Consider the following 18,064-nt stretch of genomic DNA (forward strand, 5'->3'; position numbering starts at 1 on the left):
TGCGATGCAGGCAACACGGTGTGTCAGTTACACCGCGGTGATGCAATCGCAGGCAAGCCAGCGCCTACAGTGATTCGTTTTCCTCGGGAGGATTCAAGCGAATCCGTCGGCTTTCCTGAAACCAGTGCAAGGCGATCAGGACCAGCGTCGGCACACCCAGCAGGCAGGTGATCATGAAGAAGTTGTGGTAACCGAACTTCTCGACCATCACCCCCGAATACCCGCCGATCAAGCGTGGCAGCAGCAACATGATCGAACTGAGCAGGGCGTATTGGGTGGCGGAGAACTTCAGGTTGGTCAGGCTCGACAGGTACGCGACAAACGCCGAGGTCGCCATGCCGGAACTGAAGTTGTCCAGGGAGATGGTGAAAATCAGCATCTGCAAGTCCGGGCCCATGTCGGCGAGCATCACGAACAGCAGGTTGGTGCCGGCCGATGCAATGCCGCCAATGAACAGGATCGGCAGAATCCCGAAGCGCACGATCAACAGGCCACCCATGCCGGCACCCAGCAGGGTCATGATCAGGCCGAAGACTTTGCTGACACCGGCGATCTGGTCCTTGGTAAAGCCCTGGTCGATATAGAACACGTTGGCCATTACGCCCATTACCGTGTCCGACATGCGGTAGGTGGCAATCAGCCCCAACAGCAGGAAGGCCTGCCAGCGGTAGCGCAGGATAAAATCGTTGACCGGCGTGAGCACCGGCGCCAGGCCCCGGCGGCCCATGGTCGACAGGCACAGCGTGGTCAGGATGATGTAGAGGATGGCCCGCAGGAACGCGCGATCTTCCAGCAGCAGGTCCAGCAGGCTGACCCCATGGAACAGCACGCTGGCGAAATCAGTGTTGTACAACTGGGTGAACATCGCCGGCACCGACACCAGCAGCACGATCAACACGAACACCGAGACCAGCTGGTGAGCAAAGCTGTAGCGCCCGGCCTGCAATTGGGTACGCAGCGGCACATTGGGTTCGCGCATGAACAGCGTGGTCAGCAGCGCAGGCACCATCAGCGCACCAAACAGCACGTACGTACCGGCCCATGCCGAGTGCTTGTAGTTGAACCCGGTGGAACCGAAGCCTTCGGCAAAAAACAGCGCACCTGCGGTGGCAAGCAGCGCGGCCACGCGATAACCGGACATATAGCTGGCGGCAAGCGCGGCCTGCTGGCTGTCGCTGGCGATTTCCAGGCGGTAGGCGTCTACGGCGATGTCTTGCGTGGCGGAAGCGAAGGCCACGATCACGGCGATGGCGATCAGCCAGGACAGATGCTTTTGCGGATCACAGAAACCCATGCCGATCAATCCGAGGATCACCAGCGTCTGGGACAGTACCAGCCAGGAGCGACGACGTCCGAGCTTGCCGAGCAGTGGCAGGCGCCATTGGTCGAGCAGGGGCGACCAGACCCACTTGAAGGCATAGGCCAGGCCGATCAGGCTCGCATAACCGATGGTTTCGCGGGCCACGCCGGCCTCGCGCAACCATACCGAGAGCGTCGAGAACACCAACATGTAAGGCAAGCCGGCAGCAAAGCCGAGCAGCAACAGCACTAACGTCGAGGGGCTGGCATAGGCGGCGAGCGCGGCGCGCCAGGTTTTACGGGGCATGGGCTGGAGTCTGCCTCAGAATTACGCAAATAAAGCGCGCACTCTAACCGCTGTGCTCTACCGGGCGCCAGCCATGACGCTGAATATCAACACGATTGTTCAGGATGCTGACGCCTTCGCCGCGCAAACGCGCACGTTGCTCGTCACCCGAGGCACTGCCCACCGGCAGACTTATCCGACCACCGGCACCCAGCACGCGATGCCAGGGCAGTTTGGTGTCCTCGGGCAGTTGGCTCAGGGTGCGCCCCACCCAACGTGCGGCGCGACCCAAACCGGCGAGGTGTGCCAGCTCCCCGTAGCTGATCACGCAGCCTTCGGGCACTTGGGCGAGGGTCAGGTACAGCACGGTGCGGCGCATTTCAGCGGGGCTTTGCGGAGCGTCGGTCATTTCGTTCATGGTGGCATATCCGATGAAAATATCCGTCCATTTGTAGGAAATTTCTGCAAAATGGGGGGCTGGGAGCGGAACTCGATACGAATACCCGAGTCAGTCCTTGCTAAGAAGTTATCCACCCCGATAATGCCCGTTTTTTCGTCAAACTCGAGCCCCATATCCGCTTATGTTGTCCAGAACCCTGCTGTGCCTCGCTGTTTTCAGCGCCTCCACCCCGTTGCTCGCCGACACCGTCTGGTTGAAGAACGGTGACCGCCTGACCGGCAAGATCAAGGTTTTCGACGGCGGCAAGCTGCTGATCCAGACCGACTATGCCGGCGCGATCCCGGTGGACTGGAAGCAGGTCAAGACCCTGGAGAGCGATCAGGAATTGCTGGTCAAGCAGGATGCCTACAGCGGTGAGAAGGCCAAGTCCCTGCAGCCGGCCGACGATGGCAAGGTCATCCTGGCCAACGGCGAGGCGCCCAAGACCGTCGAGCTGGCGAGCATCCAGCAGATCATCAAGCCCAAGCCGGTGATCGAGGACCTGGTGTGGAAGGGCAATGTCGATATGGCGCTGGACTACAAGCGCGCGGAAAAAGACACCAACGACTACGACATCGACTTCAAGACCACTGCCCGCCATGGCCAGTGGCGCCATACCGCCGAGGGCGAATACAACCGCGAATTCCAGGACGACGTGACCACCACCGACAACTGGGCGCTGGAGTACGACCTGGACCGGTTCATTACCGAACACTGGTTCTGGCAGGGCCGCTTGACCTACAAGCGCGACAAGGTCGAGGACCTGTCCCGCCAGCGCACCGTGGGTACTGGCCCGGGCTACCAATTCTGGGATGACGAACTGGGCGCGTTCTCCCTCGGTTCGCTGGTCAACCGCACCGACTATGAATACCAGGACGGCGGCAAGGACAACTTCTACTCGCTGGCCATGAAGTGGAACTACAACCGCTACCTGGTGGGCAAGACCGTTGAATTCTTCACCAATGGCGAAGTGGGCAAGCCGCTGGCCGGGCCGTCCGAGTACTCCCTGGATGCGGAAATGGGCTTGCGCTACAAAGTCACCGAGTGGGCCTCCCTCAACCTCAAGGCCGAGCGCGACATTATTAGTGGCGACTCGGAAAGCGCGTTGAGCAAGACCCGCTACACCGCAGGGTTCGGCGTCGCCTGGTAACGAGCCGCCTGGTAATTAAAGGCGTAACCCGCCGTCCATTTCCAGAATCCGCCCGGTGTAGTAGTCGTTCTCGAAGATATACGCCGCTGAATGGGCAATCTCCTCAGGCCGCCCCATGCGCTTGAGGGGAATGCCGGCGGTCATCTTCTCCAAGGCCTCGGGCTTCATGCCCAGGGTCATCTCGGTCTCGATAAACCCCGGTGCGATGCCCGCCACGCGGATGCCGTAGCGCGCCAGCTCCTTGGCCCAGGTCACAGTGGCGGCCGCTACACCGGCCTTGGCGGCGGAGTAGTTGGTCTGCCCGACATTGCCGGCCCGCGAGATCGACGAGATATTGATAATGGTGCCCTGGTTCTTCAGCTCCACCATTTTCGCCGCCACCTCACGGGTGCACAGGAACACCCCGGTAAGGTTGACATCGATCACCGCCTGCCACTGGGCCAGGCTCATCTTGGTCATCTCGCCGTCCTTGACCTTGAGCAGCAAGCCATCACGCAAGATCCCGGCGTTGTTGATCAAGCCGTTGATCGCACCGAAGTCTTCGGCGATCTGTGCCACGGTGTGGGTCACCTGCTCTTCATTCGCCACGTTGCACAGATAGGCGCGTGCCTTCACCCCATGGGCCTGGCAGGCGGCCACCGCCTGGTCGAGTTTTTCCTGATTGAGGTCCACCAGCGCCAGGTTGGCACCTTTGGCGGCAAAATACTCGGCCATGGAGCGGCCCAAACCCTGGCAACCGCCGGTGATAATGATTACTTTGTCGTTGAGATGCATTCGCAAGTCCTGTGGGCAGAATTAAGCGGCTATCCAGGTTTTTTTTTGACGAAATTTATCGAAGGAGTCATAAGTTGAGCGCGCACGTTGCCAAGAATGCCCGAGAACTACTGCTCAAGGAATACCGTGGGGCACTCGCCACCTTGTCCAAGGCCATGCCCGGTTTCCCGTTTGGCTCGGTGGTGCCGTATTGCCTGGACGCCGAGGGCCGGCCGCTGATCCTGATCAGCCGTATCGCCCAGCACACCCATAACCTGCAGAAAGACCCCAAGTGCTCGTTGCTGGTCGGTGAGCGTGAGGCGGACGACGTGCAAGCGGTAGGGCGCCTGACCTACCTCGCCGAGGCCGAAAAGCTCGAAGACGGCGCTGCGATTGAAGCCGCCGCCGAGCGTTATTACCGCTATTTCCCGGACTCGGCGAACTACCACAAGGCCCATGATTTTGACTTCTGGGTGCTCAAGCCGGTGCGCCATCGTTATATCGGCGGGTTCGGCGCGATCCACTGGGTCGACCAACTGACCCTGGCCAATCCGTTTGCCGGCAAGGCCGAACTGAGCATGGTCGAGCACATGAACAGCGACCACACCAAAGCGATTGCCCACTATGTCGAACTGGCCGGCCTGCCGACCTCCGAGCCTGCGCAACTGGCCGGTATCGACAGCGAAGGCATGCACTTGCGCATTGGCCAGGCCCTCTATTGGCTGCCCTTTGCCGAGCCTTGCAACACGCCGACACAAGTACGCGAAGCCTTGGTTTTCCTGGCTCACGCCGAGGTCTGGCCGAAAAAAGCAGCCGCTGAAGCTTGAATTCACGAAACGGCGACGTCATCTAAGGTGAAGTAGCAAGGCATTCTTGCGTTGAGGAACCATTTGATGCGCCCTTTTTTGTTGCTCTTTTTGTTATTTCCGGTGCTTGAGCTGTTCGTATTCGTACAAGTCAGCGGGGCAATCGGGTTTTTCCCGGCGCTGCTGCTGATCATTCTCGGCTCGATGCTCGGCGTACTGGTGCTGCGCGTCGCCGGCCTGGCCACGGCGCTGCGTGCCCGTGAAAGCCTGAATCGCGGCGAGCTGCCGGCCCAGACCATGCTCGAAGGCCTGATGATGGCGTTGGCCGGTGGCCTGCTGATCCTGCCGGGCTTTATCAGCGATGTGGTTGGCCTGGTGATGTTGCTGCCATTCACTCGCAAAGTGCTGGCGGGCAAGATGCGCCAGCGTGCCGAAGAGGCTGCCATTCGCCAGCGCGCCTTTGCCGATGACCTGCAACCCCGTGGCGGCCCGGCCCCGCGCCAGCCCCTGGGGCGCGAAGGTGACGTGATCGAAGGTGAGTTCGAACACCGCGACCCCAAGTAATCTCCTCACTGGCACGGCACCCGCGGGTGCCGTGCGGCTTTTGAACACGTCCCCGACACAAAAATTTTCATCTCTGTACCCTTGTAATAAGCTTATGCGCCCTTATGTAACGGTCACCGCAAGGTTTCTGGTGGCGACACCAGACAGACTTCCGCGTTTCGCACCGCGAACCGCGACCGGCACCGCCGGAATTTAACTAGCCGGAATTGACACCGGCCGATGAAAAACACAATTAGGAGAGATCGACAATGAGCAAGCTTCGTCCTCTGCATGACCGCGTCGTCATCCGTCGCAGTGAAGAAGAAAAGAAAACCGCTGGCGGTATCGTGCTGCCAGGTTCGGCTGCTGAAAAAGCCAACCACGGTGTGATTCTCGCTGCTGGCCCAGGCAAGACCCTGGAAAACGGTGAAGTACGTGCGCTGGCTGTGAAAGTGGGTGACAAGGTTGTTTTCGGCCCTTACTCCGGCAGCAACACTGTGAAAATCGACGGCGAAGACCTGCTGGTAATGGCTGAGAACGAGATTCTCGCTGTTCTGGAAGGCTGATTTCCCCGCTCATCTTCCCGTTACTACAAAGTATTTAAGGAATATCGATCATGGCTGCTAAAGAAGTTAAATTCGGCGATTCCGCCCGTAAGAAAATGCTCGCCGGTGTGAACGTCCTGGCTGACGCAGTAAAAGCGACCCTGGGCCCTAAAGGCCGTAACGTGATCATCGAGAAGAGCTTCGGCGCTCCGACCATCACCAAGGACGGCGTTTCCGTCGCCAAAGAAATCGAGCTGAAAGATCGCTTCGAAAACATGGGCGCGCAGCTGGTCAAAGACGTTGCCTCCCGTGCCAACGATGACGCAGGCGACGGCACCACCACCGCGACCGTCCTGGCTCAGTCGATCGTCAACGAAGGCCTGAAAGCCGTCGCTGCCGGCATGAACCCGATGGACCTGAAACGCGGCATCGACAAGGCGACCATCGCCATTGTCAAAGAGCTGAAGTCCCTGTCCAAGCCATGCGCTGACACCAAGGCAATCGCTCAGGTCGGCACCATCTCGGCCAACTCCGACAGCTCCATCGGCGACATCATTGCCGAAGCCATGGAAAAAGTCGGTAAAGAAGGCGTGATCACCGTTGAAGAAGGCTCGGGCCTGGAAAACGAACTGTCGGTTGTTGAAGGCATGCAGTTCGACCGTGGCTACCTGTCCCCGTACTTCGTCAACAAGCCAGACACCATGACCGCCGAGCTCGACGGCCCGCTGATCCTGCTGGTTGACAAGAAGATCTCCAACATCCGTGAACTGCTGCCAGTTCTGGAAGCTGTTGCCAAGGCCGGCCGCCCACTGCTGATCGTTTCCGAAGACGTTGAAGGCGAAGCCCTGGCGACTCTGGTTGTGAACAACATGCGCGGTATCGTGAAAGTGGTTGCTGTCAAGGCACCTGGTTTCGGCGATCGTCGCAAGGCCATGCTGCAGGACATCGCTGTCCTGACTGGCGGTACCGTTATCTCCGAAGAGATCGGCCTGAGCCTGGAAAGCGCTACCCTGGAACACCTGGGTAATGCCAAGCGCGTCACCGTGACCAAGGAAAACACCACCGTGATCGACGGTGCTGGTGTTGAAGCTGACATCCAGGCACGTGTTACCCAGATCCGCGCTCAAGTGGCTGATACCACTTCCGACTACGACCGTGAAAAACTGCAAGAGCGTCTGGCCAAGCTGTCCGGCGGCGTTGCAGTGATCAAGGTTGGCGCGGGTTCCGAAGTTGAAATGAAAGAGAAGAAAGCCCGCGTTGAAGACGCCCTGCACGCTACTCGTGCAGCCGTTGAAGAAGGCGTGGTACCTGGCGGTGGCGTGGCACTGGTTCGCGCTCTGCAGGCTATCTCCGAGCTGAAAGGCGACAACGCTGACCAGGACGTCGGTATCGCTCTGCTGCGTCGTGCTGTTGAAGCACCTCTGCGCCAGATCGTTGCCAACTCCGGCGACGAGCCAAGCGTCGTTGTCGACAAGGTCAAGCAGGGTTCGGGTAACTTCGGTTACAACGCTGCTACCGGCGAATACGGCGACATGATCGAAATGGGCATCCTGGACCCGGCTAAAGTGACTCGTTCGGCTCTGCAAGCGGCTTCGTCGATTGCCAGCCTGATGATCACCACTGAAGCAATGATCGCCGAGATCAAAGAAGATGCTCCAGCTGGCGGCGGTATGCCAGACATGGGCGGTATGGGCGGCATGGGCGGCATGATGTAAGCCAGCCTTACCCCGATACTGAAAAACCCCGCCTGCAGTGATGCAGGCGGGGTTTTTTTATGCTGATCGTTCCCACGCTCTGCGTGGGAATGCCGCCAGGGACGCTCCGCGTCTCTCTTTACGCGCACGCCTCAGCTGACGCCGCGACGCCCCAGCAGTTTCTTGAACATGAAGCCGCGAGCCAGCATCAGGTGCGAGGCGGGCGGCAAAGATGCCACGGGTCCCGGTGCCGCAATGCCGGATGACGGATGGACAGGCACGTGTGCGGTTTTTTTGAGGGGCGCCGGTTGGGGCCGCTCCCAATGGCCGGACATGACCACCATGCCCAGCAGTTTGAGGGTATTGCCGTAATAGTCATGGTCACGGATGGACCGGCGTTGCAGGTTGTCCCAAAGGTTATTGAGCCACAGCTGATTGTCGGGGTTGATCATTGCGCTGACCCCGAGTGCCGCCACAAAGGCCGGCTCATTCTGCGCTTGCTCGATCGCACTGCCGTCGATTCGGTAACCACTGTTGAAGTTGCCCGGCTCATCGTGGGTGGTGGCACGTGCCCAGCGGTTGAAGGTGGTCAGGGTGTACAGCGCACGCGGGTCACCGTACATCAGGTAATCCAGGCCGATGCGCCAAGGGTAGCGGGCCGCGTTCCACGAATAGCTGCCGTCGTATGGGCCTTCCACCAGATCGGGCCGCGCCGGAGTGATCGAGGTGTCCAGGTGGCTGATGAAGTCCGGCACCAGCCCGCTGTTGGCGCTGTACCGTTGGGTAAAGTCACTGATGATCGAATAGGTCTTGTCGCGCACCGCCTGCCAGCGCTTGTCCCCGGTCATGGCGAAAAAGCTGTAGAGGTGCGACTGCATGAAGTCCGAGCTGCGGGTGGTGTACTCAAGCTCTGCGTCACCGTCGGTACCGGCCCAGTCGCCGAGCATCAGGTGCTGAGTCCTGGGGTGCACCTCGTGTTTCATGATCGCCGCCATCACCGTGTTGGCCTCGCTGCGATAGTCAATGGTGCCCTCGCTGCCCCATTTCTGATCGGCCAGCAGCAGGGCGTAGGCGATGTCCAGGTCGCCATCGGTGGCACTGACGTCACCACGGAAAGGGTCGGTGGAGTCGCCGCATCCCTCGGTCTGGTTCCAGGCCATCAGGCCGGGATCGGACGCTGCCGGGTGATCCTGGAAGTAGCGCACCATGCCGTCGAAAGTCCGTTGGGCCTGGTCATCGTAGTCGGCCATCATCACAGTGAGCAGCATGCCGTAGCCATGGGCCTCGGACACGGTGATGGTGTTGGGCGCGGCGCCACCACCCACGGGTTTGTGGTCGGCGTTGACCTTGATGAAATACCGGCCGCTGCCGCATTCCCCCGACAGGTAAACCGCCTTCCAGTCCTTGTAGAACGTGACCAGTTGTTGATCCATGATCGCCTGGGGCTGGCGATTGGGCAGGATGGTGCCGGGGTAGTAGGGCGCGTGGACATTCTGGGCCGCAACGCCGCCTGACCATGAACCGGCGGCCATGCACAGTGATAACAGCAGCGTGGGCAGATGCCGTCTAGGGTGACGCATGAGCTGACTCTCCAACCTGATCCAAAGGGCAAGGTCGCGAGGTTAGCGGCAGCGCGGATGTTCCACTGTCACAGGCTGTAACAGCCTAGGCCGGGCGCAGTGCCAGGGTCAGGGTCAGGCGTGCGCCGCCCAACGGGCTGCGGGTGATCGACAGCTCACCCCCGTGCCAATGGGTGGCGCGCTTGGCCAGTGCCAGGCCGAGGCCAAAACCGCTGGGCTCGTCGCCGCCCATGGCCAGGCGCACGAAGGGTTCGAAGATCTTTTCGCGGTTTTCCGGCAGCACGCCCGGGCCGTCATCATCCACATGCAGCACCAGGTGCTCGCCCTGGCACGCAGCGCTGACGTTCACCCGTTCGCGGGCGTAGTTAATGGCGTTGCTTAACAGGTTGCGCACGATCAGATGCAGCAGGGCGCGGTCGCCGATCAGTTCCAGGTCGGCCGGGTCGGTGTCCAGGGTCAGCAAGCGATGGTGCCCGTCCAGCAGGGCAAACTCCTGCTGCAGCCAGGCATGGATGTTGATTGGCTCATGCTGCAGGTCGCTGGGTGCATCGGCCAGCCGGGCAAAGGCGAGGCTGGCGCGAACCAGCGACTCCAGCTCTTCGATATCGGTGTGCAGGCGCTCTTGCAGGCGGGTGCGGGTGTCGGGGTCGGCGCTTTTACTCAGCAGTGCCAGGGCAAAACGCATCCGCGCCAGGGGTGTGCGCAGTTCGTGGGACACCGCCTGGGAAACCTCCCGGTGGCGTTCGCCCATCGAGCTGATATCCAGCGCGTGCCGTTGCAAGGTCAGCAGCAGCGGCGCCCACTCCTGGCTCATCGCGGGCAGCAGCGTGTTGGGCGAGCGGGCGAGGGTAGCAATGCAGGCATTAAGGGCATCGAGGTCATGGGTGTATTTGCGCCGGGCACGCAGGGCAATCCAGAGAAACAGCAGTACCGGCAGGCCGGCGACACAGGCGGTCACCCAGTACACCGGATATTGCAGCAAGTCCTTCACTTCGGCGGTTCCCCACAAGGGGCCGAATTGAATCACCGTGTCATCGTCCAGCGGGAAGTAGGTGACGTCCTCATCACTGTTCTGCGCCGGCTGATGGTGGTCGAGCATCACAATAGCTTCAGGCGGCAGCTCGATATCATCCTTTTTCACCAGGCTCACCGGGTACTGAAAGCGTGCTTGCAGTGACTCGATGCGCGCCTCCCGTTGTTCGGCGGGCAAGGCCTTGAGTTGCTCGGCAACCAGATAACCCGGCCCGGCCATCAGCCGCAGAAAACTGTAGTCCCCGATAAACACCGAGGCGTTCGAGCACAACCACAACAGGTAAAAAGTGAGGGCGGCCCAGCTGGTGCCGGCCGCGATGGCCATCCACGGGCGGACTTTAGACAGCATGCTGGCTCCCCGTCGGGATTTCGACGAACAGGTATCCCTGCGCCGTGATGGTCTGGATGGTCACGGGGCACTCAAGGCTCATCAGCTTTTTGCGCAAGCGCGACACCCGCATATCAATCGATCGGTTCAGCCCGTCGTACTCCAGGCCGCGCAGGCGCTGGAGCAGCTTTTCCCGCGTGAGCAATACGCCGCAATGGCGGGCAAAGATGGCGAGCAACTCGAATTCGGCCACCGAAAACTGCAAGGGCGCCTCGCCAAGCCAGGCGAAGTGGTTGTTCAGGTCCAGCCGAAAAGCGCCCCACTGGTAGTAACTTCGAGGTGCCTGGGGATGGCGGCGCAGCAGCGAGCGGATCCTTGCCAGCAACAGTTGCGGGTCGATCGGCTTGACCACGTAGTCGTCGGCCCCGGCGGCAAACCCCACCAATTGTTCGGCGTTCTCGTCCAGGGCCGTCATCATCAGGATCAGCCCGGGGTAGTGGTCGCGAATCTGTCGGCACAGGGTAAAACCGTCGATGCCCGGCAGCATCACATCGAGGATCAACAGTGCCGGTTGTTCATCCTGGATACGCTGGGCGGCGTGGTCGCCACGGTGTTCCACTGCGACGGTAAAGCCTTCGGCGCGCAGGAACTCGGCCGTCAGTGCCGCCAGGGGCAGGTCGTCTTCGATCAGCAACAGGGTATCGGACATGGCTCAGCAGGATCGTTGCCAAAAAGTGCGCAGAGTGTTGCGCCCTTGCCCCCGGCTAGGCAAGGGCTGTTCATCACGGCGTCACGGGCTGCTTGCGGAAGGCGGGCTGCGGTGTTTTCACCGGCCGGTACAGCAGGAAGTAATAGGCGCCCAAACAAATCAGCCAACTGAAAATTGCCGTCCACACGTTGTGGGAAAGAAAGTGCGCCCCTTGCATCGTGCGGCTCACCGAAAGCACCGTGCCCAGGCCCAGCGCAAACATGAACGCCGAGCGCGCCATCCGCGGTCGGCGATCCCTCAGGGCAAAAAACAACGCAAACAGCGCAAACCCGGTCGCCGCATGCCCGCCCGGCCAGCAACGGCCAGGCTTGTCGGTCGGCGGCCTGGGGCTCAGCAGCTCGCTGTACGTCTCCTGGCCGCCAAACTCCTTGACGCTCCACGGGCATTGCACCCCGGTCACCGTCTTCAACGGTGAAACGAACGAGGTGGCCAGTGCCAGCGACAGCACCAGGCAGCCCAGTTCCCGGCGATAGGGTTTGAGCCGCTCAAAGACAAAGGCCCCGGCAAACCCGGCGATTGCCAGCACCGAAAACACGATCACCAACTGCTTGGCGCGGTCGTGAAGAATGTCCTCCAGAAAAAAACTGTGCCGGCCCACGAAGCCGCCTTCGGACGCGTCGTAAAACAGCCTGGCGATGTCCATGTCCAGCGACGTCAGCTCCAGCAGCAACATGGCCACCGCCAGAACGGCAGGCACACCGAGGCACAGCCAGAAGTTGAGGGGTTGGGATAACGGACGAACAGCGATTGCGTGCATGGCGAACTCAGACTCTAAAAAAAGCCCCGGTCAGACCTGGCCGGGGCATTCTGGTTAGCGTGTACTCACTTGGGGAGCCTCGTCCTTGGGCACCCTCCAGCTCAGCAACTGTTGCTTGTAGTCATAACTGGCGCCCTGGTAGTAGGTGATGGCCCGTTGGATCAACGGGTCATCGCTGCCAACGCGGATTTCGTGGCTGTCGCCCAGGGCCTGGTCATGCCGACGCAAGCCTTGGCGCGGGCTGAGAATCGCCAGGTCCTTGCCGTCGAACAACCCCAGGTACTGGTAATTGCCGACTACTACCCGTGGCGGCAGCGGGTTGTCCTGCAGCAGGTTGCGGCCAAAAAACGTCGACTCGTAGCTCAGGTTCAGCAAGCCCAGCAGGGTCGGGGCGAGGTCGATCTGGCTGGCCAGCTTCGCGTTCTCGCCGGCGTCTACCAGCTTGGGTGCGTAGATGAACAGCGGGATCTGGTAGTTGACCATCGGCAGGTCTTCCTTGCCGGCGCTGCCCGCCGTGTGGTCGGCGACGAAAATAAAGATCGTGTTGTCGAACCAGGGTTTCTGGCGCGCCGCCTCCAGGAACTGGCCGATGGCATGGTCGGTGTACTTCACCGCGCCGTCGCGACCGTCACCGGATTTGATATCAATGCGGCCAGCCGGATAGGTATACGGACGGTGGTTGGAGGTGGTCATCAGTTGCAGCAGGAATGGTTGCTGCTTGGCGTAGTCGGCGTCCGCCAGTTTCAGCGTCTGTTTATAGAGGTCTTCGTCGGCCATGCCCCAGGCGTTTTTAAAGCTGATTTCGGATTCGGGCACGCTGCTCTGGTCGACCACGCGGTAACCGTTGCCGCTGAAAAACGCGTTCATGTTGTCGAAGTAGCCCCGGCCGCCGTAGACAAACACGCTGTCGTAGCCAATGGCGTTGAGCTGCTGGCCCAGGCTGCCGAAACCGCTTTCCCGGCCGATACGCTTGACGATGGAGCGCCCGGGCGTTGGCGGGATGGCCAGGGTGATGGCTTCCAGGCCACGGTCGGTACGGGTGCCGGTGGCGTAGAAGTTATTGAAGTACAGGCTCTGTTTGCGCAGCGCATCGAGGTTGGGCGTGAGGTTATTCGGGTCGCCGTTGCTGCCCATGTACTTGGCACTGAAGCTTTCGATGGTCACCAGCACGATGTTGGGTTTGCGCAGCGTGCCGGGGTTGGTAATGGCGCGACGGATATCCAGCGGATCCGTGCCGATAAACCGTGCGTTGGGCTCGCTGAGTTCGGCGCGCAACTGCTTGGCGACTACATCCGCCGGCAGGCTCTTGTAGAACTGGGTGTAGTCCAGTTCGTTGTTACGGAAAGCGGCGAAGAACTGATAGGGGCCGTTGCTGGCCAATTCGTTGTTGTAGGCGTTACCGCCCTGGCTGCGCGGGCTGTCCTGGTTGATCAGTTGCAGGCTCAGGCCGGCCACCACCAACAAACCAAGGGCGTTGAGCAGGCGTTTGCGCATCGCAGGCAACGGCGAGTTCATCGCCGCGTTGAATGGTTTACGCAAGGCCAGGCTCAAGACAATCGCCATCACGGCCAGCAGGCTCAGTAGCTTGCCGATCGGATACGACTCCAGCAGGTTGTTCAACACCTCTTTGGAGTACACCAGATAGTCCACGGCAATAAAGTTGAAGCGCACGCCGAACTCGTCCCAGAACAGCCATTCGGCCACGCTGGTGAAAAGCATGGCGAACAGGCTGACGGTGAGTACCGCCTGCAGGAACCAGCGATGGCCACGAAGGCGCCACAACCCCGGTGGGCACAGCAGCAAATACAGGCCCAGGGGCAGGGCGGCATAGGCGAGGAAGCCGAGGTCATACAGCAGCCCTACGCCGAATACCGGCAGCAGGTTGCCGCTCACCTCATCCAGATGGGTTACCAGCAGCACGCTGCGGGTCAGTAGAAAAACCACCAGCCAGGCACCGGTCACCAACAGCAAATAGCGCATTGGCGCCGTTTTTGGAAAACCCATGTCAACGTTCCTTATTTTCGATGGGCGCGATCTTCGCGCTGACACTGTAGTCAGCTTGTGAACCTATAGTGAAAAACTCGTTAAGTTCCCCAATCGGTTGAAAACAGTAATCGGCGCGGCCTTCAGGCCTAGCCGTGAGCCATACTTGGCCTTAAGCTGCGCGAGCCAACACGGCCGTTACCGCGTACGGAGACACTGCCCATGCGAATTTTATTGGTTGAAGACAACCGCGATATTCTGGCCAACCTGGCCGATTACCTGGGGCTGAAGGGCTACACCGTAGACTGTGCGCAGGACGGTTTGTCGGGCCTGCACCTGGCTGCCACCGAACATTACGACCTGATCGTGCTCGACATCATGCTGCCTGGCATTGATGGCTACACCCTGTGCAAACGCCTGCGTGAAGACGCGCGCCGCGACACGCCGGTGATCATGCTCACTGCGCGCGACCAACTGGATGACCGGCTGCAGGGCTTCAAGTCCGGCGCCGATGACTACCTGCTCAAGCCGTTTGCGCTGTCGGAGCTGGCCGCGCGTATCGAAGCGGTGCTGCGTCGTGCCCAGGGTGGCGGGCGCCGTGCCTTGCAAGTGGGTGACCTGAACTACGACCTCGACACCCTGGAAGTCACCCGCGAAGGGCGCCTGCTCAAGCTCAACCCGGTCGGCCTGAAGCTGTTGGCGGTGCTGATGCAGAAAAGCCCGCATGTATTGCGCCGTGAGATTCTCGAAGAAGCCCTGTGGGGCGATGACTGCCCGGACAGCGACAGCCTGCGCAGCCATGTCCATCAACTGCGTCAGGTGATTGATAAACCCTTCGCCAAGCCGTTGCTGCAAACGGTGCACGGTGTGGGTTATCGCCTGGCCGAGGGTCGTGATGGAGTTTAAGCAAAGCCTTGCCCAACGGATCATCATCGCCTTCGCCTTGATGAGCGCGTTGGTGGCGGGGGCCTTCGCCATGGGCATCGTCGCAACGGTGCACCTGGTGGAAGAAAAACTCATTTCGGCAGGCCTGGGCGGTGACTTGCAACGCCTGTTGCTGATGGACAGCGTCGAGGACTGGAGCCATCGCCCCGAGCCCGACCAGTTGTTCTACTTCAGCGGCGGCCCCGGCGATTTCGAACTGCCCAAGGACTTGCGCCATCTGGAGCCTGGTTTTCACGAGGTGTTTCGGGAGGCGCTGTCCTACCATGCCATGGTCGAGGTGGTCGACGGCCGCCGTTATGTCCTGCTGCAAGACCAGAGCGATTTCGAAGAGCGCGAGCGCGTGCTGTTTGCCGTGGTGCTGGTGGGGTTTGTACTCAGCCTGGCGCTGGCGGTATTCCTCGGCTGGGTGCTGGCGCGCAAGGTAATGGCGCCGGTGGTGCGCCTGGCCCGCCAGGTGCGGCACCGCGACCAGTTACTCGGCCTGGCACCACCGCTGGCGCCGGATTACGCCGCGGATGAAGTCGGCGAATTGGCCGTGGCCTTCGACGCCACCCTGGGCCGTTTGCGCCAGGCATTGTCCCGGGAGCAACTGTTTACCAGTGACGTGAGCCACGAATTGCGCACCCCGCTGATGGTGCTCGCCAGTTCCTGCGAGCTGTTGCTGGAGAACCCCGCGATTGACCAGCGCGGCCGCAAGCAGGTCGAGCGCATTGCGCGGGCCTGTGAAGAAATGCGCGAACTGGTGCAGACCTTCCTGATGCTGGCCCGTGCCCAGCGCGAGGAGGCCGGCATGTCGCCCCAGGCCAACCTGGCCCAGGTGGCCGAGGACTTGCTGGGGATCTGGCGTGAGCCGATCGAGCGCAAAGGCCTTGAGCTGATCTATCAACCGGGCAATCCACTGGATACCCGCTACAACGCGACCTTCCTGCACGCGGTCATGGGCAACCTGTTGCGTAATGCCCTGCACTACACCGAGCATGGCTTGATCCGCCTTACCCTGGAACCGAGCGGTTTTGTGGTGGAAGACACTGGCGTGGGCATTCCCGAGGACAAGCGCGAAGCGATGTTCGAACCGTTTGTGCGTGGCAGTGAAAAGCGCGGTGAAGGCCTTGGCCTGGGTTTGTCCTTGGTTCAGCGCATCTGCGAGAACCAGGGTTGGAGCGTCAGCCTCAGCACCATGGAGCCCAACGGCTGCCGCTTTCACGTCGAATTGAGTCAGGTCAAAGCCTGATGCCTGCCCTGCCGCTAAGCTGCGGCAGACTTCCTGATTTTCGCCGAAGATGGCATCATGCCACGAATTGTGTCTGCAAAGTTTTGTAATGTATACGATTCGACAGGACAAGTTTTTCACAACGTGTTGACCTGTTGATCACAGGATTCTTTTTAAGGTTGTAGGCATCAGTAACTGGAGACCCGGTGATGCCTACCCCGATCAAGCTCGAATTTTCCGAAAAGTACGACGATCAGCACGCGCAGAATTATTTACTCAAACACCAGGACAATCTGGCTCGCCGGTTGTCCCACAAACGCGACGAGCAATTGGCCCGTGGTGCGCTGGCCATGGCCGGTGAGCCTGGCCTGGTGCTGGATTTGCCATGTGGTGCCGGGCGTTTCTGGCCGTTGCTGGCAGAAAAGCCCAACCGCGTGATCATCGGCGCCGACAACTCCGCGTCGATGTTGAAGATTGCCACCGTCGCCCAGCCGGCGGATGTGGTGAAACGGGTACGCCCCTTGCAAACGTCTGCCTTTGATATCGATTTGCCAGATAATGCGGTCGACAGTATTTTCTGCATGCGCTTGATGCACCACATTGGTGACCCCGAGCACAGGCTGGCAATACTGCGCGAATTTCAGCGTGTTACCCGTGACAGCGTGATTATCTCGTTGTGGGTGGATGGCAACTTCAAGGCGTGGAAGCGCAAGCGTGCCGAAGTGCGGCGTCGCAACAAGGGTGAGCAGGAAGGTTACCAAAATCGGTTTGTGTTACCGGCTGCTACTGTTGAGGCAGAGTTTGAGCAGGCCGGTTTCCGTGTTCAGGAATCTCTGGACTTCATACCGCTCTACGCCATGTGGCGAGTGTATGTATTGCGCAAGAGGTAACAGGATGGCTGTCGAGTGTTTACCAGGTAGTGAAGTAGCTCCCGAAGAGCGATTTGATTATTTCTGGCGCCAGCAGGGCGAGTGGGTCGAAGAGCCCAATCGTCGTCGCGGCGGTGAAAGTGGTGTGCAACGGGTGACGGGCACCAATGGGCGTTTGCTCTACAGCAAGCGCCAGACCGGTCATATCTACCGTAGTTGGCTCCATCCGTTTGGGCGCCCCACTGTGTTGCGTGAGCGTGACGCCCTGAAGGGCCTGCGCTTGCTGGATGTACGCGTGCCGGAGTTGGTGTTCTGCGAGGCCCGCCGCGATCCTGAGCACCAATGGAAGGCGTTGTTGGTGACGGCGTCGCTGGACGGTTTCGACGAGATCGAAAACTGGTACGCCGCCGGTGGTCGTGAGCAGTATGGCGAGTTGGTGCATGAGCGTTTGCTCAAGGAACTGGCGGGTACGTTGGCGCGGATGCACAAGGGGCGTTGGCAGCATGGTTGCCTGTATATCAAGCATATCTTTGTGCGGGTGACGGGTGAGGGGGACGCGGCGAAGGTTGAGGTGGCGTTGCTGGATTTCGAGAAGTGCCGGCAGCGCTTGACCGCTTTGCGGGCGGCCCGGCATGACATGTTGCAGTTGCGCCGCCATTCGTCGTGGAATGCTACGGACTGGCAAAAACTGAGCTACTTTTACGAGACGGCGTTTGGCAGCGCTATCAAGGGTTTAACGTAATGAAGCTAGAAATTGCACGAGGTTTGTTTCTGTTGGGGGCGTTGGGCATAGCTGCCCTGGCCCTGGCTGCCTGGGAGCAGCCCCGGACACAAGTTCTCAGTGCGGTGCAGGGTGTCGGGCAGCAATGCCCGATGCCGCGGATCGCCAAGGTCGGTGTCGCGGCCAAGCCTGATCATGAGTTGTTGTTGTTCATGTTTGGGATGTCCCAAGGGATGAGGCCACAGAGTTGAAGAGATTGAAGCCCAAATAAAAGGCCTCGCTAGTTCGAGGCCTTTTATTTGGGCTTGGGTTTTGGGTTGGTTGATTGATCGAGTACATATCCGTTGCTGCGGTA

General features: G+C 60.3%; 18 protein-coding genes. 10 read left to right on the forward strand and 8 right to left on the reverse strand.

Annotated features, from left to right (window positions below; translation table 11 throughout):
- Window positions 1-64: 64 nt before the first annotated feature.
- Both HX811_RS02160 and HX811_RS02165 read right to left on the reverse strand, forming a co-directional pair.
- Complete coding sequence (locus HX811_RS02160) at window positions 65-1,606, reverse strand: AmpG family muropeptide MFS transporter (protein ID WP_008433581.1); 1,542 nt, start codon at window positions 1,604-1,606, stop codon at window positions 65-67.
- Window positions 1,607-1,649: 43 nt separating this feature from the next.
- On the reverse strand, window positions 1,650-2,003 hold the full coding sequence (locus tag HX811_RS02165; RefSeq protein ID WP_177044527.1) for an MGMT family protein: 354 nt from the start codon (window positions 2,001-2,003) through the stop codon (window positions 1,650-1,652).
- A gap of 163 nt (window positions 2,004-2,166) precedes the next feature.
- Here HX811_RS02165 and HX811_RS02170 point away from each other — a divergent pair, with 163 nt between their 5' ends.
- Window positions 2,167-3,174 carry a DUF481 domain-containing protein gene (locus HX811_RS02170; RefSeq protein WP_003208606.1) on the forward strand — a complete coding sequence of 336 codons (1,008 nt, stop codon included), beginning with the start codon at window positions 2,167-2,169 and terminating at the stop codon, window positions 3,172-3,174.
- A 15-nt stretch (window positions 3,175-3,189) separates the two neighbouring features.
- Here HX811_RS02170 and HX811_RS02175 read toward each other — a convergent pair whose 3' ends face one another.
- Window positions 3,190-3,948, reverse strand: coding sequence for an SDR family oxidoreductase (locus HX811_RS02175; protein WP_003208604.1), 759 nt, complete (start codon window positions 3,946-3,948; stop codon window positions 3,190-3,192).
- A gap of 74 nt (window positions 3,949-4,022) precedes the next feature.
- Between HX811_RS02175 and HX811_RS02180 the strand changes: the two genes are divergently transcribed.
- From HX811_RS02180 to groL, 4 genes are all read left to right on the forward strand, one after another.
- Window positions 4,023-4,754, forward strand: coding sequence for a HugZ family protein (locus HX811_RS02180; protein ID WP_003208603.1), 732 nt, complete (start codon window positions 4,023-4,025; stop codon window positions 4,752-4,754).
- A 66-nt stretch (window positions 4,755-4,820) separates the two neighbouring features.
- Entirely contained in the window at window positions 4,821-5,297 is a 477-nt protein-coding gene (locus HX811_RS02185; RefSeq protein ID WP_003208601.1) for an FxsA family protein, read from the forward strand.
- 248 nt (window positions 5,298-5,545) lie between these two features.
- A complete protein-coding gene (gene groES, locus HX811_RS02190; protein WP_003208599.1) occupies window positions 5,546-5,842 on the forward strand; it encodes a co-chaperone GroES in 297 nt (98 codons plus the stop codon).
- Between the two features lie 50 nt (window positions 5,843-5,892).
- On the forward strand, window positions 5,893-7,536 hold the full coding sequence (gene groL / locus HX811_RS02195; RefSeq protein WP_003208597.1) for a chaperonin GroEL: 1,644 nt from the start codon (window positions 5,893-5,895) through the stop codon (window positions 7,534-7,536).
- Between the two features lie 131 nt (window positions 7,537-7,667).
- Here groL and HX811_RS02200 read toward each other — a convergent pair whose 3' ends face one another.
- The 5 genes from HX811_RS02200 to HX811_RS02220 form a co-directional block, all read right to left on the reverse strand.
- The gene (locus HX811_RS02200) at window positions 7,668-9,095 is read right to left on the reverse strand and encodes a glycosyl hydrolase family 8 (protein WP_177044528.1); all 1,428 of its coding nucleotides are present in this window, start codon (window positions 9,093-9,095) and stop codon (window positions 7,668-7,670) included.
- 85 nt (window positions 9,096-9,180) lie between these two features.
- Window positions 9,181-10,476 (reverse strand): HAMP domain-containing sensor histidine kinase, encoded by a 1,296-nt coding sequence (locus HX811_RS02205; RefSeq protein WP_177044529.1) that lies wholly within the window; start codon window positions 10,474-10,476, stop codon window positions 9,181-9,183.
- On the reverse strand, window positions 10,466-11,164 hold the full coding sequence (locus HX811_RS02210) for a response regulator transcription factor (protein WP_102369812.1): 699 nt from the start codon (window positions 11,162-11,164) through the stop codon (window positions 10,466-10,468). The genes HX811_RS02205 and HX811_RS02210 overlap by 11 nt, the downstream gene beginning before the upstream one ends.
- A 73-nt stretch (window positions 11,165-11,237) precedes the next feature.
- Window positions 11,238-11,981: a phosphatase PAP2 family protein gene (locus tag HX811_RS02215; protein WP_177044530.1), complete on the reverse strand. Its 744-nt coding sequence runs from the start codon at window positions 11,979-11,981 to the stop codon at window positions 11,238-11,240.
- Between the two features lie 54 nt (window positions 11,982-12,035).
- Window positions 12,036-13,985 (reverse strand): LTA synthase family protein, encoded by a 1,950-nt coding sequence (locus tag HX811_RS02220; RefSeq protein ID WP_177044532.1) that lies wholly within the window; start codon window positions 13,983-13,985, stop codon window positions 12,036-12,038.
- 201 nt (window positions 13,986-14,186) lie between these two features.
- Between HX811_RS02220 and colR the strand changes: the two genes are divergently transcribed.
- The 5 genes from colR (at window position 14,187) to HX811_RS02245 (ending at window position 17,960) form a co-directional block, all read left to right on the forward strand.
- Entirely contained in the window at window positions 14,187-14,870 is a 684-nt protein-coding gene (gene colR, locus HX811_RS02225; protein ID WP_003208587.1) for a two-component system response regulator ColR, read from the forward strand.
- Window positions 14,860-16,140: a HAMP domain-containing sensor histidine kinase gene (locus HX811_RS02230; protein ID WP_102369809.1), complete on the forward strand. Its 1,281-nt coding sequence runs from the start codon at window positions 14,860-14,862 to the stop codon at window positions 16,138-16,140. The genes colR and HX811_RS02230 overlap by 11 nt, the downstream gene beginning before the upstream one ends.
- Window positions 16,141-16,328: 188 nt before the next feature.
- Entirely contained in the window at window positions 16,329-17,009 is a 681-nt protein-coding gene (locus tag HX811_RS02235) for a class I SAM-dependent methyltransferase (protein ID WP_008433602.1), read from the forward strand.
- A 4-nt stretch (window positions 17,010-17,013) separates the two neighbouring features.
- Window positions 17,014-17,730, forward strand: coding sequence for a lipopolysaccharide kinase InaA family protein (locus HX811_RS02240; RefSeq protein ID WP_023659223.1), 717 nt, complete (start codon window positions 17,014-17,016; stop codon window positions 17,728-17,730).
- Window positions 17,730-17,960 carry a hypothetical protein gene (locus tag HX811_RS02245; RefSeq protein ID WP_008433604.1) on the forward strand — a complete coding sequence of 77 codons (231 nt, stop codon included), beginning with the start codon at window positions 17,730-17,732 and terminating at the stop codon, window positions 17,958-17,960. Before HX811_RS02240 ends, HX811_RS02245 begins: the two co-directional genes overlap by 1 nt.
- The last annotated feature ends 104 nt before the right edge of the window (window positions 17,961-18,064 follow it).

It is taken from the genome of Pseudomonas sp. F8002 (assembly GCF_013385495.1).
Taxonomy (GTDB): domain Bacteria; phylum Pseudomonadota; class Gammaproteobacteria; order Pseudomonadales; family Pseudomonadaceae; genus Aquipseudomonas.

Excerpts from the sequence above, each read along its gene's own strand:
- HX811_RS02215 (WP_177044530.1), bottom strand. The coding sequence starts at position 11,981 with ATGCACGCAATCGCTGTTCGTCCGTTATCCCAACCCCTCAACTTCTGG.
- groES (WP_003208599.1), top strand. The coding sequence starts at position 5,546 with ATGAGCAAGCTTCGTCCTCTGCATGACCGCGTCGTCATCCGTCGCAGT.
- HX811_RS02240 (WP_023659223.1), top strand. The coding sequence starts at position 17,014 with ATGGCTGTCGAGTGTTTACCAGGTAGTGAAGTAGCTCCCGAAGAGCGA.
- HX811_RS02170 (WP_003208606.1), top strand. The coding sequence starts at position 2,167 with ATGTTGTCCAGAACCCTGCTGTGCCTCGCTGTTTTCAGCGCCTCCACC.
- HX811_RS02185 (WP_003208601.1), top strand. The coding sequence starts at position 4,821 with ATGCGCCCTTTTTTGTTGCTCTTTTTGTTATTTCCGGTGCTTGAGCTG.
- HX811_RS02220 (WP_177044532.1), bottom strand. The coding sequence starts at position 13,985 with ATGGGTTTTCCAAAAACGGCGCCAATGCGCTATTTGCTGTTGGTGACC.
- HX811_RS02165 (WP_177044527.1), bottom strand. The coding sequence starts at position 2,003 with ATGAACGAAATGACCGACGCTCCGCAAAGCCCCGCTGAAATGCGCCGC.
- HX811_RS02200 (WP_177044528.1), bottom strand. The coding sequence starts at position 9,095 with ATGCGTCACCCTAGACGGCATCTGCCCACGCTGCTGTTATCACTGTGC.
- HX811_RS02235 (WP_008433602.1), top strand. The coding sequence starts at position 16,329 with ATGCCTACCCCGATCAAGCTCGAATTTTCCGAAAAGTACGACGATCAG.
- HX811_RS02230 (WP_102369809.1), top strand. The coding sequence starts at position 14,860 with ATGGAGTTTAAGCAAAGCCTTGCCCAACGGATCATCATCGCCTTCGCC.
- HX811_RS02210 (WP_102369812.1), bottom strand. The coding sequence starts at position 11,164 with ATGTCCGATACCCTGTTGCTGATCGAAGACGACCTGCCCCTGGCGGCA.
- HX811_RS02205 (WP_177044529.1), bottom strand. The coding sequence starts at position 10,476 with ATGCTGTCTAAAGTCCGCCCGTGGATGGCCATCGCGGCCGGCACCAGC.
- colR (WP_003208587.1), top strand. The coding sequence starts at position 14,187 with ATGCGAATTTTATTGGTTGAAGACAACCGCGATATTCTGGCCAACCTG.
- HX811_RS02245 (WP_008433604.1), top strand. The coding sequence starts at position 17,730 with ATGAAGCTAGAAATTGCACGAGGTTTGTTTCTGTTGGGGGCGTTGGGC.
- HX811_RS02160 (WP_008433581.1), bottom strand. The coding sequence starts at position 1,606 with ATGCCCCGTAAAACCTGGCGCGCCGCGCTCGCCGCCTATGCCAGCCCC.
- HX811_RS02175 (WP_003208604.1), bottom strand. The coding sequence starts at position 3,948 with ATGCATCTCAACGACAAAGTAATCATTATCACCGGCGGTTGCCAGGGT.
- groL (WP_003208597.1), top strand. The coding sequence starts at position 5,893 with ATGGCTGCTAAAGAAGTTAAATTCGGCGATTCCGCCCGTAAGAAAATG.